Origin of the sequence: Chryseotalea sp. WA131a (genome assembly GCA_025370075.1) — a bacterium.
GTDB lineage: Bacteria > Bacteroidota > Bacteroidia > Cytophagales > Cyclobacteriaceae > ELB16-189.
Genome location: CP073016.1, coordinates 4,623,788 through 4,637,606 on the forward strand (window position 1 = coordinate 4,623,788; position 13,819 = coordinate 4,637,606).

At 42.1% G+C, this 13,819-nt stretch carries 13 protein-coding genes; 6 read left to right on the plus strand and 7 right to left on the minus strand.

Annotated features, from left to right (window positions below; genetic code table 11):
• Positions 1-15 precede the first annotated feature (15 nt).
• The 4 genes from KA713_21335 to KA713_21350 are packed head-to-tail and all read right to left on the minus strand — an operon-like array spanning position 16 to position 3,005.
• Positions 16-1,272, minus strand: a complete 1,257-nt coding sequence (locus KA713_21335; GenBank protein UXE66939.1) for a beta-lactamase family protein — start codon at positions 1,270-1,272, stop codon at positions 16-18.
• 60 nt (positions 1,273-1,332) lie between these two features.
• Complete coding sequence (locus KA713_21340; protein UXE66940.1) at positions 1,333-2,079, minus strand: SDR family oxidoreductase; 747 nt, start codon at positions 2,077-2,079, stop codon at positions 1,333-1,335.
• Positions 2,080-2,092: 13 nt separating this feature from the next.
• Positions 2,093-2,632, minus strand: coding sequence for a hypothetical protein (locus KA713_21345; GenBank protein UXE66941.1), 540 nt, complete (start codon positions 2,630-2,632; stop codon positions 2,093-2,095).
• 4 nt (positions 2,633-2,636) lie between these two features.
• The gene (locus KA713_21350) at positions 2,637-3,005 is read right to left on the minus strand and encodes a DUF2116 family Zn-ribbon domain-containing protein (GenBank protein ID UXE66942.1); all 369 of its coding nucleotides are present in this window, start codon (positions 3,003-3,005) and stop codon (positions 2,637-2,639) included.
• Between the two features lie 185 nt (positions 3,006-3,190).
• Here KA713_21350 and ssb point away from each other — a divergent pair, with 185 nt between their 5' ends.
• Positions 3,191-3,529 (plus strand): single-stranded DNA-binding protein, encoded by a 339-nt coding sequence (gene ssb / locus KA713_21355; protein ID UXE66943.1) that lies wholly within the window; start codon positions 3,191-3,193, stop codon positions 3,527-3,529.
• A 305-nt stretch (positions 3,530-3,834) separates the two neighbouring features.
• Here the strand turns inward: ssb and KA713_21360 are convergent, their stop codons facing one another.
• Complete coding sequence (locus KA713_21360; protein UXE66944.1) at positions 3,835-4,383, minus strand: biopolymer transporter ExbD; 549 nt, start codon at positions 4,381-4,383, stop codon at positions 3,835-3,837.
• A 125-nt stretch (positions 4,384-4,508) separates the two neighbouring features.
• Between KA713_21360 and KA713_21365 the strand changes: the two genes are divergently transcribed.
• From KA713_21365 to KA713_21385, 5 genes are all read left to right on the plus strand, one after another.
• On the plus strand, positions 4,509-6,476 hold the full coding sequence (locus tag KA713_21365) for a BatA domain-containing protein (GenBank protein UXE66945.1): 1,968 nt from the start codon (positions 4,509-4,511) through the stop codon (positions 6,474-6,476).
• A 62-nt stretch (positions 6,477-6,538) separates the two neighbouring features.
• On the plus strand, positions 6,539-7,801 hold the full coding sequence (locus KA713_21370) for a dihydroorotase (protein ID UXE66946.1): 1,263 nt from the start codon (positions 6,539-6,541) through the stop codon (positions 7,799-7,801).
• An 8-nt stretch (positions 7,802-7,809) separates the two neighbouring features.
• On the plus strand, positions 7,810-8,346 hold the full coding sequence (locus KA713_21375) for a DUF4199 domain-containing protein (GenBank protein UXE66947.1): 537 nt from the start codon (positions 7,810-7,812) through the stop codon (positions 8,344-8,346).
• Between the two features lies 1 nt (position 8,347).
• Entirely contained in the window at positions 8,348-8,899 is a 552-nt protein-coding gene (locus tag KA713_21380) for a DUF4199 domain-containing protein (protein ID UXE66948.1), read from the plus strand.
• An 8-nt stretch (positions 8,900-8,907) separates the two neighbouring features.
• On the plus strand, positions 8,908-9,867 hold the full coding sequence (locus KA713_21385) for a glycosyltransferase family 2 protein (protein ID UXE66949.1): 960 nt from the start codon (positions 8,908-8,910) through the stop codon (positions 9,865-9,867).
• A gap of 17 nt (positions 9,868-9,884) precedes the next feature.
• Here the strand turns inward: KA713_21385 and KA713_21390 are convergent, their stop codons facing one another.
• Positions 9,885-11,609 (minus strand): T9SS type A sorting domain-containing protein, encoded by a 1,725-nt coding sequence (locus tag KA713_21390; protein UXE66950.1) that lies wholly within the window; start codon positions 11,607-11,609, stop codon positions 9,885-9,887.
• Between the two features lie 23 nt (positions 11,610-11,632).
• Positions 11,633-13,285 (minus strand): SUMF1/EgtB/PvdO family nonheme iron enzyme, encoded by a 1,653-nt coding sequence (locus tag KA713_21395; GenBank protein ID UXE66951.1) that lies wholly within the window; start codon positions 13,283-13,285, stop codon positions 11,633-11,635.
• Positions 13,286-13,819: the final 534 nt, after the last annotated feature.

Consider the following 13,819-nt stretch of genomic DNA (forward strand, 5'->3'; position numbering starts at 1 on the left):
TAGAGATATAGGTGTTTAATCCCCTATCCCCTGATAAACCATTACCTTAAACTTATCCCCAATATTCCAAACAGGCGAAGCATACATATTAGTAAAAATCAGCCCCACTAATTTTTCCTTTGGGTCGGCCCAATAGTGCGTGTTGAATGCGCCTCCCCACGAGAACGAACCGAGAGATACAATACTTTGGTAGTCGTTTTTATCGGTTTCCAATCCAAACCCTAACCCAAATTGATTTGTCAAGGGTGGTTGTATTTGATTAGTCAACATCAACTCTACTGTTTTGCGGCTCAATAAACGCACACCATTATATTCGCCCTTATTTAAAAATAGCTGAAGGAACTTGGCATAGTCTTCTGTGGTAGAACTTAACCCCGCACCTCCAGAAAAATAACGACCTTCTAATTTTGGGTATTGGGGATCTGAGCCATCGTAGGTGGGTTCAATCATTTTAGATAGGGCACCTTTTTTGGTTTGATAAAGATAAACGAGCCGATTGTGTTTTTCCTTTGGTAAATAAAAATAGGTATCGTTCATACCCAGCGGTTGAAATATTCTGGTTTTGAAAAACTGATCAAGTGATTGGCCTGATAAAACTTCAACCAAATAGCCAAGTACATCCGTATTTAAGCCATAGGTATATTGTTCGCCCGGATGGTGTTTCAGAGGAAGCCCTCCTAAAACTTTCACCTTGTCGGCCAGCAACATGTTGCTCGAACCAATACCGCTGGGAATTTTTGCTTTTGCATAAATCGCTTTGAACTCTTGGCTTCCAATGCTTGCATAATCGATGCCTGAAGTATGCGTAAGCAATTGGCGTATGGTAATCTCACCTTTTGCAGGAACAGTACTGTAAGTGGTATCTGACCAATTGAGATTGCTCAATACTTTTGGGTTTTTGAATTCAGGAACGTAACGCGAGAGCGGGTCGTCCAATAAAAATTTACCTTCTTCAAAAAGCATCATCACGGCCAGGCTGGTGATGGCTTTTGTCTGAGAGGCTATTCTAAAGATATCATCTTTTTTAAGCGAAACCTTATTTTCAATGTCGCTGTAGCCGTAGGCTTTGTGAAAAACAATTTTTCCGTTGCGTGCAATAAACACAACAGCTCCTGGTATTTGTCCTTTGATGATATGTTCGTTTATCAAATTGTCAATACGTTGAAGCCGCTCGGGAGACATGCTATTTTCTTTTGGAGAGCCAACAGTTAATGTTTGGCTTTTGCCAATGAATGAGATGAGTAATGTTGAAATTAATAGATAGTTCTTCATAGTCTTTTGTTTTCAACGCTTAATTCCTAATGCCCAATCCCTAATTCCCAAGTTCTAAATTCAAAGTCCCTTTACACTCAATCCTCCATCTACCATTATGTTTTGCCCCGTAATGTAACTGGCTTTATCCATAGCCAAGTAGGTAACCAAGTTGGCCACTTCTTCAGGCTTACCTACGCGATTAAGCGGAGTGCGTTCTAAAATTTTCTTCAATCGTTCTGGCTGCGCCAATACCGCTTCGGTCAAAGGTGTTTCAATATACCAAGGCGAAACGCAATTAACACGAATGTTATCAATAGCCCATTCGGCTGCCAGGTGTTTGGTCAATTGAATAATGGCCGCTTTGGTCATGCCATACGGTGGGCCAGTTTGTACATCGAAACTCCCGGCAACGGAAGCGATATTGATGACACTTGCGTCATTTGATTTTTTTAGCAAAGCATGGGAGAGGCGTGAAATTTCTACCATGCTGAACAAATTTACTTCAAAAAGTTTACGGTACTCTTCTTCTGTGTATTCGACAAATTTCTTGCGAATATTGGTACCAACATTATTTACAAGAACATCTAACTTGCCCCAGTTTAATGTTACCCTATCAATTAAAGATTTTCGGAAAGTGGCATCCGTAACATCGCCATCCATGGTAAAAAGATTGGCGGAGTTTTTAACTTTTCCTTTAATGCTTTCGGTCGTTCGTGCAACCACCAATACTTCTGCGCCTAGCTCTAAAAATTCTTTTGCGATGGCGAGGCCAATGCCTTTGGTGCCCCCCGTTACCAATGCTTTTTTTCCTTGTAGGTTCCACATATCATTCCACTAACTAAATTTTTATTCTTCCCCAGTTTTCCCCTGTTTTTATCCGGTGTACTTGCATGTCGCTGACGCCAAATTTTAGGGCGATTTGCTTAAGTGTTGTTTTGCCCAGGCTTAGTTTTTGTTTGATGGTGAGTACTTGCTTCTCGGTCAGTTTGGCGTTGGCCTTCGCATAGTTAGGATTGCTTCGGTGGTGAATGGCTCTTTCTTGGAGTGTAGCCCATTTCAAATTTTTATAATAATTGTCGTTCCTTTTGTAATTCAAATGGATGACAAATTTATGTTGCTTACTAGGTTTTTTTAAAAAATGGATAGCCACCAATCGATGGATCAGAAAGCTTTTGGTGATTGGCTTACTTCGAAAAGAAATCCCAGGATAATTAGAGATGACACCGGGCTTTAAAAAATGTCCGCGGGTAGGTTTGTCTATGAAACTGATTATCCGACCATGATTGGTTACGGCATATCGATTTCCTTTAGCGGACTTCTTAAAGGGTAGAACGGCTACCTTTTCGTTTGGATAGAGTTTGATTTCTTTTGCGCTCATAATATTAAAAATTTTCTTTTCGTTCGACCAACAAGTACCAATTGTTTTCAATGGGCAAATAACCTTGTTCGTAGCAATAATAGTAAATAGTACCCTCTTTTGTTTTATAAATGTTGGTAAAATAGTTAAAGTCAAATCCTTTTTGAGTCAGTTTCTCGCGGCTCATCTTCGTTTTACCGCTAGGGTTTGCTTCCATCAATATGCGTCTGTTTTTGCGTAAAACGTTATTCACATTACGGATGTAGTTTGTTTCATCACTGTTCAGTTTGTTATTGTAAGACACCCGGCATTGATCTGAACAAAATTTTTTATCGGCTCGGCCTTTTATTTTTTCACCACACACCAGGCAGGCTTTTTCATCGATTTTGGTCATAAAAGGGCATTTTAAGTAATACAGGCATTCGTTTTTAAACGTTTACAAACGAATATAACCGAAAGTAATTGAATAACAAACGACTTTGATTTTGGCCACCCTCCACTTTTGCATCGTCAATCGCTGAACAACTCAGCCGAGGACAAAAACAAAAAACACTTTTAACCATTTAAATTTTAACCATTATGAAAAGTTTAAGAAACAGCGTGCAGTTAATCGGCAACTTGGGCAAAGACCCGGAAGTGAAAGAGTTCAGCGGAAGCAAGAAGGCTTCCTTCACGATCGCTACCAGCGACAGTTACAAAAATGCCAAGGGCGAAAAGATTGAAGATACTCAGTGGCACAACATAGTGATTTGGGGCAAATTGGCCGATGTAGCGGGCAAGTATTTAAAAAAGGGCTCTGAAGTGTGCGTGGAAGGCAAGCTGGTTCATCGCAACTACGAAACAGACAAGGGTGAGAAACGCTACATTACTGAAATCAATGTAAATGACTTGGTGATGCTGGGGGGGAAGGGGAAATAACCATTCTTCATATCTTTGTTTTGAAGGCCATCAATTTCGATGGCCTTTTTTGGATCACATTCAAAAGTTGGGGAGTAAAGGCACTAACAAGCTTTTATAAAAATGGGTTGATATTGAAATGTGGATAACTCCACAGATTGGTTTTTGGCTCTTTCAAAGGTTTGACTGTGTGGGAGTTACCCACATTCCAACATCACTATTATTACAATTGGATTTTTAAATGTTTAGATATGGTTTGATAAGACTTACTCCCCAACTTTTAATGCTGACCCCCTTTTTTGTTTTAATTGAATAGCGTGCCGATTTCAATTAACCTTACTTGGCTCTGCCATCGATATATTCATCGGTATTCCTTCCTTTGCCCGATTGTGGATTTGCAGTTGCTTGGGATCGTTCAAATTCAATTTCCTAAATGCTGCCGGAGTAATCCCTGCTCGCTCGGCATAAATTTCATAATACGCAGCTTGTATTTCATCAAGTGCTGCCATAAAAGTAGCGTAGGTTGTGCCGCGATCCGTTTTTAGCGAAACCACCGCTTCTTTTGGACTATCAGATGAAGAGCGATCTTTTCCATTGTTCAAAATAAATCTTTGAATCTCTTCCCTCACGCCATCCAAATTTTCCCGAGGCTCCTTCTCAATCAAAAATTCATTGGCTGAATTGATTTGAATGGCAAAAAGATTTCTGTCGTGTACAGGAGCCGTGATCGATTCGTTTGAAAACGCTGGCAATATCATCAAAATGCCTTGGTGGTTTTGAATTACGGTAGTAATCAAGAAAAACGTCAATAACAGAAATGCAATATCAGCCATGGAGCTGGTGCTCACTTCAGGAGACGGGCGCTTGGTATTCATAGGTAATCTGGTTTGTATCGATAATCCAGATGTGCTGGGTTAGTCACAAAAAATTTCTTGATAGGGCCACAAGCTTGTGACATTTGGCTGAAGCGAGTAGCACTTTTTATCTTAACTTTACCACAATGATTTTTCAGTACCCTTCCTTTCTGTGGGCATTAACCGCGCTGTCCATCCCCATCATCATTCATTTATTCAATTTTCGAAAAACCATAAGAGTTTATTTTTCCAATACCAGGTTTCTAAGGCAAATCAATCAAGAAAATACTCAAAAGCGAAAGCTTAAACAGTATTTGGTGCTGGCCGCTCGTTTGTTGTTTATTTTCTTTTTGGTGATGGCTTTTGCTCAACCGTTTTTAAAAGCGACTGAATCTATCTCTTCTCCTAATCTAGTATCCATTTACCTCGATAATTCATTTAGCCTTTCGGCTCCCCTCAACGATAAGACCCGCGCCCTCGATGATGCCGTTGAGCGCATTCAACAATTGATGGAAGCTTTTCCGGCCGATGCCCGTTATCAACTAATCACCAACGATTTTGCGCCTTTCTCTAATTCTCCTAAAACAAAGGCAGAGGTGCTGGACTTCCTTTCGCAAGTCCGATTTTCGGGTGTGGGCCGCTCGGCATCTGAAATTGTAAAGCGCCACAACAAAAATTCTACGCTCTTTTGGTTTTCAGATTTTCAAGCTTCCACATTAGGGGCGGCACCCAAAATTGATTCTGTCCAACAGATTCGTTTGATTCCGATCGATTACGGGAAGCCCAACAATGTGTTTGTGGATTCCATCCGATTGGAAAATCCGTTTATGATTGGTGGCGAAAAAAACTCCATTCACATTCGGTTGCGCAACGATGGTGAAAAATTAGTGGAGGGATTGGTAGTCAAATTATCCATCAACCAAAAGCAAGTGTCGGCCACTTCCATCAACATTGAACCACAAAGTTTTGCAGAGGTTGTTTTTGATTTGTCGGGTGCCCAGGCCGGCCGCAACCGTGCCACTATCTCCTTTAGCGATTACCCCATCAGCTTCGACAACGAATTTTATTTTACTCTTAACTATGCTGGCAAACTTAATGTAATGGAGATCAAGCAATCATCTGAGCCCACCTTCATCAGTAAAGTTTTTGCCAATCAGCATCTTTTCAATTTTTCTAGTTACGATATCAAAAATGTAAACTACAGTTTGTTTCAGCAAGCTGATCTGTTGGTCATCAATGGCATCGATCAAATCAACCCATCGCTTGCCAGCGCATTGGCGAGCCACCGCACCTCGCATCATCTTTTGTTTGTGCCTGGCCACAAACCTGATGTAAATAGCTATCAGCGCGCTTTGAATTTGCCCGTTCAAGTAGTGCCCGATGCAAAAGAATTTATCGCACTTGAGCGGCCCGATTGGGAGAACCCCCTCTTCCAAAATATTGTGGAAGAAAAATCGGCAGCCTTGGCCATGCCTGTTGCAAAAAAAAATATCGATTGGGGGATCGAGCGCTCTGCGTTGTTAAAGCTCAAAGATGGTCGCCCTTATCTTTCGCAATTCGGCAATTTGTTTGTTCTCAGCAGCCCCCTCGATAAATCGTATACCGATTTTTATCAGCATGCGCTATTTGTTCCGTTCATGTATCGCTTGGCCGCTTCTGGCAAAAAGCAACAAGAGCCATTGTACTATTCGCTGTCGTCTTCTCAAATTGTTTTTCATGCCGATAGCCTTTCTGGCGAAGAGCCTGTAAAGTTGGTGGGCAGCCAGGAGGTGGTGCCGGCTCAGCGTAAATCCAATGGCCAAATGGTCATGGAGTTGCCCAAGTTCTCTTTGAGCCCTGGTTTTTTTGCGGTCAACCATGGATCGGATACACTCGGCTGGTTGGCCATCAACACCCATCAAGCGGAATCAATGTTAAAATGCCTTTCGGCCGCAGAGGTAAAGCAGCAGTGGGGCGGAGGCTCAAACATCAGTGCGGTAGAGACTTCGTCACCCCAAGCCTTTGGCGATCAAATCAAAGCGCGCTATCTCGGTAAGCCTTTGTGGAAATTCGCGATTGTATTGGCCTTGGCCTTTCTGTTGGCCGAAGTTCTTTTGCTAAGATTTTTAAAGTAGATTTGCCTTTCGAAATAGTGGTATAATTGGCTGTACACTATGCCTAACTTCCAACCTAGCCTATGAAAATACTCATTCAATCTGCCAAGATAATCTCACCGGGCTCACCGCATCATTTAAAAAAACGAAACGTGTTGATTGCCAATGGTAAGATTGCTGAGGTAGGCGAAAGAAAATACAGTGCCGATAAAGAGATTGATGCCGATGGTATGTTGCTCAGCATTGGCTGGTTTGATTTGGGCGCGTTTGTGGGCGACCCGGGTTTAGAGCACAAAGAAGACATTGCCTCGCTCGTGCGTGCGGCCGCGGCCGGGGGTTTCACCGAAGTAGCGGTGTTGCCCAACACCCATCCAGCTGTTCAAACCAAAAACGAAATTGCTTACCTCACACAAGGCAATGCCAACCGATTGGTGCAAATACATGCCCTGGCCAACGTTACCAAAAATGGCAAAGGCGAGGAGCTTACGGAAATGATTGACCTGCACGAAGCAGGTGCCATTGCCTTCACCGATGGACTAAAATCCGTTTGGCATACCGACATTTTTTTGAAATCGCTTCAATACCTTCAAAAGTTTGATGGCCTTCTCATCGACCACCCCGAAGACAATTGGCTGAACTTGTTTGGTCAAATGCATGAGGGTGAAGTGAGCACCTCGCTCGGGTTAAAAGGTATGCCTCGCCTTGCTGAAGAAGTGGCGGTACGCAAAAATTTAGAATTGCTTGGCTATGCTGGAGGTCGATTACATTTTTCAAAAGTATCTACTGCCAAAACAATCGAGATGGTGCGTGCCGCTAAAAAGAAAGGCTTGAACATCACGTGCGATATCACCAGTTATCAGCCTTTGATGGAAGACAATTTGTTGGTTGACTTTGATACGAACTACAAGCTTAATCCGCCCTTGCGCGAAAAAAGCGACAACGAAGCCTTGATAAAAGGTTTGAACGATGGCACCATTGATGTGTTGACAAGCGGCCATTTGCCACAAGACGAAGAAAGTAAAATGGTGGAGTTTGATATGGCCGATTTCGGTATCACCAATCTGCAGACGTTCGCTTCGCAGTTGGTCTTACTTTCCAAATCGGTAGATATGGAAGACTTGATTGCAAAAGTAACGGTTACCCCACGACAGATTTTAAAGATGGAAGTACCCATCATTGAAGAAGATTCCAAAGCCAACCTCACACTGTTTGACCCCAGTGCCGAATGGACATTTGATGCAAGCCAAAACTTTTCGAAGTCAAAAAACTCACCTTGGCTGGGGCAAACGTTGAAGGGCAAGGTCGTAGCAGTTTTTAACAATGGTAAAATGAAAATGGAAGAATAATCGCTCCCGTGTCTTTTCTGCAAAACCCTATCGCAAAAATCTCACTTCGCAATGGCGCCATTGCGGGTGTACTTGGCTTTGCCATCTTATTGGCACTTTATGCCATTGGTAAGCACCCCATGCTGTTTCAATTGTTTTTTGATTTTCGGATTATTTTGTTTGGTGTGTTTTTGTCGCTAACGGTAAAGGAGATTCGAGACAATTACCAGAAAGGTATCATCTATTTCTGGCAAGGAATGATTGCTTGCTTAACTTTCACTATTGTTTTTGCTTTTATTACCAGTGGACTGATTTGGGCCTGCTGCCTTGTGTACAAGCCTTTCTTATCAACTTATATTGTGCTGGCAATAGAACAAATGAAGGCCATCCCATCGGATGCTATTCAACAAATAGGAAAAGAAGTGTACGAAAGTAATTTAAATGCCTTACCTGTTACTAATGGGTATAATTTGGCAAAACACTACTTTTGGCAGAGTTTTGTCATCAGCTTTTTTATTAGCATCATTATATCCGTAATTTTAAGACGTCAACCAAAAAACGAATAACATGGAAAAAACAACTACAAATGAAAGTTCTTTATTTCAACACGCAATTAAATGGGGAGCCATTTTCGGTGGTGCGAGTATTGCACTAACAATTTTACTCTATGCAATCGACTATGCTCTTCTTGCAGATTGGAAAATGTTACTATTGCTTTTTGTATTTTTAGGATTGGTTATTTTTTCAGGCATTAACTACCGAAGTCAGATTGGTGGATTTTTGCCATATGGAAAAGCCTTTCTCCACGGATTTACTGTATTTGCAATTCTTGGTGTGGTTTCTACTCTTTTCACGGTAGTTCTTTACACCGTAATTGATCCGGAACTTCCAACAAAACTTGTAGACGTTTCAATTGAGAATGCTCAAAAGATGATGGAAAGCTTCAAAATGCCAGAGGATCAAATTGACAAGGCATTGGAAGACGCAAAAAAGAGGTCTGTAGATCAATTTTCTGTGGTTGGCCTCTTTAAGGGTTATGCCTTTGGTCTTATTCTTTACGCAATACTTTCTTTGATAAGTGCTATTTTTGTGAAGAAGAATCAACCAGTAGAGTTTTAAAATCCTGAATGGATATCTCCCTTGTTATTCCTGCCAAAGACGAGCAGGAATCGATACCCGAACTAAGTCAGTGGATAAGCCGTGTGATGCAAACGCACGGCTTTTCGTATGAAGTTATTTTTATTGACGATGGCAGTACCGATAGCACATGGGAGGAGATCAAGAAAATAAGTGCGGCAAACCCACGTTTCAAGGGCCTTCAGTTTAATCGAAATTTTGGCAAATCGGCCGCTTTACACACGGGCTTTCGCGAAGCAAAAGGGGAGGTGGTCATTACGATGGATGCCGACTTGCAAGACAGTCCCGATGAAATTCCAGACCTGTACAAACTCATCAAAGAACAAAAATTTCATTTGGTAAGTGGTTGGAAAAAAAAGCGCCACGATCCCATCTCAAAAACAATTCCGTCTAAATTTTTTAATTACATCACACGAAAAATTTCGGGTATTGCCTTGCATGACTTCAATTGCGGGCTAAAAGCGTATCACCATTCCGTCATCAAAAACATTACCGTGTATGGTGAAATGCACCGTTACATTCCCGTGTTGGCCAAGTGGGCAGGCTTTACCAAAATCACTGAAAAAGTGGTGGAGCATCACGAACGTAAATATGGGCATAGCAAATTTGGGTGGGAGCGTTTTGTGCGGGGATTTTTAGATCTGCTCACCATCACTTTTGTGGGCAGGTTTGCTCAGCGCCCGATGCATTTTTTTGGCACGTGGGGCATTGTTTCTTTTTTGGTAGGCTTTGCTTTTACCACCAAAATTTTGTGGGATAAAATCGACTCTGTCTTTATTTCAAAAATCCCACTCAAGCGTGATGTAGCGGAGCAACCTATTTTCTATTTGGCCTTGGCCGCTGTGGTGATTGGCGTGCAACTTTTTCTGACGGGTTTTTTAGCCGAGCTGCTTACACGCCAATCGATTTCAAAAAAAGAGTACTTGGTAATTGATCGGGTAGGGAGTTGACCTAGCCGTTATTCTTTTTACTGAATTACCAATCGATTGATCACTTTCTTTTCAGCATGATAGAAAATGACCAAATAGACACCTGGTTTTAAAGATTCATCAATCGGTTTGATAAAAAGAGAACCCGTAACGTTGAATGTCTTTTTGAATATTGTTTTGCCTGTAATGTCCTTGATGTCCATGGTTACATCACTTCCTTCCCACGAGGTATTGAATCGCACATTGAAGGTTGAGCCGACAGTGGGGTTTGGATAAATCAATACATTAAAATTATCGGTTGTTCCATTGTATTCAACACTTAAAGTAGATGAATACTCAAAGTGTTTATCAAAATCAACTTGCTTTAAGCGATAATAGGAAATGCCTTGATAGGGTTGTTTATCAACGAAAGAATAATTCTGTACTGTTTTTGAGTTGCCAGCACCTGTTACTTTTCCAACGGGCGAAAAGACCCGCCCGTCTTTTGATTGTTCAATTTCAAAATAGTCGTTATTGATTTCAGTTTCTGTTACCCATTTTAATTCAATTGCATTTTCAAGTGCCTTGGCTGTAAATGAAATTAATGTAACAGGCAATGGAACATCAATGACTTGTGCCATAGCAAAACCATCGTTGACTCCGCCTCGCGCAACCAAACAATTGACACCGCTTACTAATAAAGATTTGGTATCTGAATAACAAGAGTTGCTGGCAATTACGGAAATAGTTCCGCTCGATCCGCCAAATGTGATAGTGCTCAAACTTGATGTGAAGGTATTGATAGCTGATGTTTGTGACGCCCCAGTGGGAACAGTCCAAACAAAAGAGTTTGCATTGCCAGTGGTAGTTATTACTGAATAATTATCTCCCAAATCAAAACAAGGTGTAGTGTTTCCTGAAATCGCGCCTAGCGTCAGTGGAGTAATCGCACCGCCCGTTAAGTTACTTCCACAAAAAGTGACATTGGAAAACCCATCATCATTACCCCCTAAAGCGTTATCGCAGCTTTGTCCCGTTACGGCAATACTTTTAGAGTCACTAAAGCAACCGTTGGTGGCATCCAATTGAATAGATCCACTTGCACCAGGGAAGCGGATACTCGCAATGCTAGAGATAGTAGTGCTCACTGAGCTTGAGGCAGTGCCGCCACCGCTGGTTACTTTCCACACAAAAGAAGTAGCCAAACCACTAACGACAGTTGCCGAATAGTTCTGACCAAGATTGAAGCAATAAGGGCTTGCACCTGTAATAGCCGATAAAGTGATAGGGCCTAGTGCGCCTCCTGCAAGATTCGTTCCACAAAAAGTGCCATTGGAAAATCCATCAGCACTTCCCCCTAATGTGATGTTACAATTCGTGCCCGTAACGGCTAACAATGCAGTGGCACTCGAACAGCCATTCGTGGCAGTTACCTGCACAGTGGCATTTGCAATTCCAAAACCAAAACTAGCAACGCTGCTCGCTGCACCATTCTGACTTGCAAAAACAGTTCCTCCAGATGGGCTGGACCATACAAACGAAGTAGCTATTCCAGATAAAACATTAACAGAATAATTTTGGCCGCTGTTGAAACAAAAAGTAGCTTCACCAGAAATAGTACTTAACGAAATAACACTGAGCGATCCACCAGTTAAATTGCTTCCACAAAATGTGCCATTGGAAAATCCATCAGCACTTCCCCCTGTATATTGGGCAAAAGAAAAAAGGGGCAAGCACAAAAATGCCACCAATAACCAATAGTGCACGCTTGCCCTCGATTTCATTTTTAAAAATAATTTTTGTAGATCTATGGAGCTGTTCTAAAACCACGGCCACCAGTATTATTATTTCTATTGACTAGGCCGTTCCACCCAGCTCTGAACTGCCGATCGCTGACAGGAGCGAACTGCGTACCATTAGCAAAAGAACCCAAAGCAATGCCGATGCCCGCGTAACCAGTTACACCAACAGTTCCATTTGTTCCATTGGGGGCAGTGGGGTCATTATTTCCATTGATGCCCGGCCAATAATCAACATCCGCATGGCCGAAAGCATTGAGGGCTCCATTTCCATTTGTTCCTCGAAATGATCTGCCCGCCACATTTCCAACTGTAACGGTGTTCTCTAAAACATTTCCCGTCATATCCATGATACCATACCACGTAGCACCTGCTTGGCTTCTGGTGGAAGTACCTGTAGCAAACATACCTGCACGAGTAGGACCTGAAAAACTGACATTGTAGTTTGCGCCTACTGTAGCTGATAACTCGTTGTCGGCTCCAGCATTGGTTAAGGTGGTAACATTAGTAGCTATGGCATTGCCCCACGCAAATTCGCCAGGTACAGGGACCAACGCACCACGGCAAGCTTTTTCCAATTCTAACTCGGTCATCGGCCTCAAGCCTGACCAATCCAAATAGGCCAATACATCAGGCGAAGAAAGAAATGGCATGGCAAGATACCTACCATCTCCGTTAACTTCATTTACTGTGCCGTTGTTATTTAAATCGCAGGCATACTGTCCCGGGGTCGCACCAGATGGGGGTGAAATGCACTTTACCCCACAACGGGCGCTGGGCGATGATGAGCCACTTCCGTGAAAGTTACCTTGAACTATTGCATTAGTTCTACTTGCTTGCTGCGTTCCTGTCAACGTATTTAAAAATTCCATATACTGCTCCTGTCCAATTTCATACTTCATAGAATAGAATTTATTGAATCCGTTAGGGAAGCCGTTGGTGTAAGAAGCAACCATGGACCGACTAGTGGCAGTATTAAAATCATCCACAATCAATTGGCCGGTGGTGTTGTTGTTTCCCAGCGATCCAGCTCCCCCCCCTCCAAGGATGGCTGGCTCAGTTGTGCTAGTCACTTGAAATACATTCCCAACTCCATAGGGGGTTCCTTCAAAACGGCCGTTTCCTGGAAATATACCGTCACCAAGGTAAAATGAACCAGTGGGTACGTAAACCATTTCTACCGCAAAAACTTTCACTGTTACACTGCAAGCATCAAGAACTCCATCGGTTGCATAATTCCATCTAATTTGAAAATCAGTCCACGTGTTTGTTCCAGAACCATTCGATGATCGATATATAAAAACGCCTCGTGTATCAGATACGCCATCAATAGAGGCAGAGGCCGGGCCGGAGTGACCAGAAGTAGCAATGGTAGCATGTTTCCATACGGTGGAAGCTGTACAGCCAGAGCCAGTAGTGCCACCTGTAATTTGAAATTTTACAAACACCCAAGCAGCATCCCAGTTATTGGGGCCGCTGCCTAACCGAAAGGAGTTATCCCAAGAAAGATTAAATTTAACAAAAGTAAAATTTGCTGCGTTGTTTAGTCCTGCCGATGTATTTTGCCCGGTAAGGCTTACATTAGACACTAAAATGTTGTTCGACTTTGCAACGGATACAATCATTGTAATGACTAAAAGACTTAGGCACAAGCGTTTCATGTTAGTTAAGTTTTAGATTTAGCTTTCAATTATAGTGAAAAGAATCATGATCCTCAATTTTTTGCATTAAAAATTAAACGATTTTTTTGTAAAAAGAAGCTTTGCAACCGCTTGCGCGGAAACAAAATAAACAATGCTGCCATCCTAATAGCAGAGGTGAATAGCGTTAAAGTGTTGGCATAATGTAGGCAATAACGCTTAGGTGCAGAAAGCAATGAGCAAGTTGATCTCATGCAATTGCCCCGAAGTTCGGGAAGTATTTTAAAGCCTTTTCTGCATGCTGCACTTTTGGATGATGGCAAAATGTTGCCGCACACACTTCAACCCGATGTTCCCACCTTCATCAATGGATTTACGCCTTAAATTTTTTCGTATGAGTTGGATGTTGGGCCATTTCATTAAAGCCTGGGAGCCATAAGATCGCCCTGGTTGACGATTCTGGAGAGGTAATCGAGTGCTTGTTTTGGGTTTATTCAAAATAAATTTTGGTATAACTGTTTGAAGTTTAATGTTTTGATTATATTTGCTTAAATT

Coding starts and splice junctions, on each gene's coding strand:
- KA713_21385 (UXE66949.1), top strand. CDS start 8,908: ATGGATATCTCCCTTGTTATTCCTGCCAAAGACGAGCAGGAATCGATA.
- KA713_21395 (UXE66951.1), bottom strand. CDS start 13,285: ATGAAACGCTTGTGCCTAAGTCTTTTAGTCATTACAATGATTGTATCC.
- KA713_21390 (UXE66950.1), bottom strand. CDS start 11,609: ATGAAATCGAGGGCAAGCGTGCACTATTGGTTATTGGTGGCATTTTTG.
- KA713_21380 (UXE66948.1), top strand. CDS start 8,348: ATGGAAAAAACAACTACAAATGAAAGTTCTTTATTTCAACACGCAATT.
- KA713_21345 (UXE66941.1), bottom strand. CDS start 2,632: ATGAGCGCAAAAGAAATCAAACTCTATCCAAACGAAAAGGTAGCCGTT.
- KA713_21370 (UXE66946.1), top strand. CDS start 6,539: ATGAAAATACTCATTCAATCTGCCAAGATAATCTCACCGGGCTCACCG.
- KA713_21335 (UXE66939.1), bottom strand. CDS start 1,272: ATGAAGAACTATCTATTAATTTCAACATTACTCATCTCATTCATTGGC.
- ssb (UXE66943.1), top strand. CDS start 3,191: ATGAAAAGTTTAAGAAACAGCGTGCAGTTAATCGGCAACTTGGGCAAA.
- KA713_21365 (UXE66945.1), top strand. CDS start 4,509: ATGATTTTTCAGTACCCTTCCTTTCTGTGGGCATTAACCGCGCTGTCC.
- KA713_21350 (UXE66942.1), bottom strand. CDS start 3,005: ATGACCAAAATCGATGAAAAAGCCTGCCTGGTGTGTGGTGAAAAAATA.
- KA713_21340 (UXE66940.1), bottom strand. CDS start 2,079: ATGTGGAACCTACAAGGAAAAAAAGCATTGGTAACGGGGGGCACCAAA.
- KA713_21360 (UXE66944.1), bottom strand. CDS start 4,383: ATGAATACCAAGCGCCCGTCTCCTGAAGTGAGCACCAGCTCCATGGCT.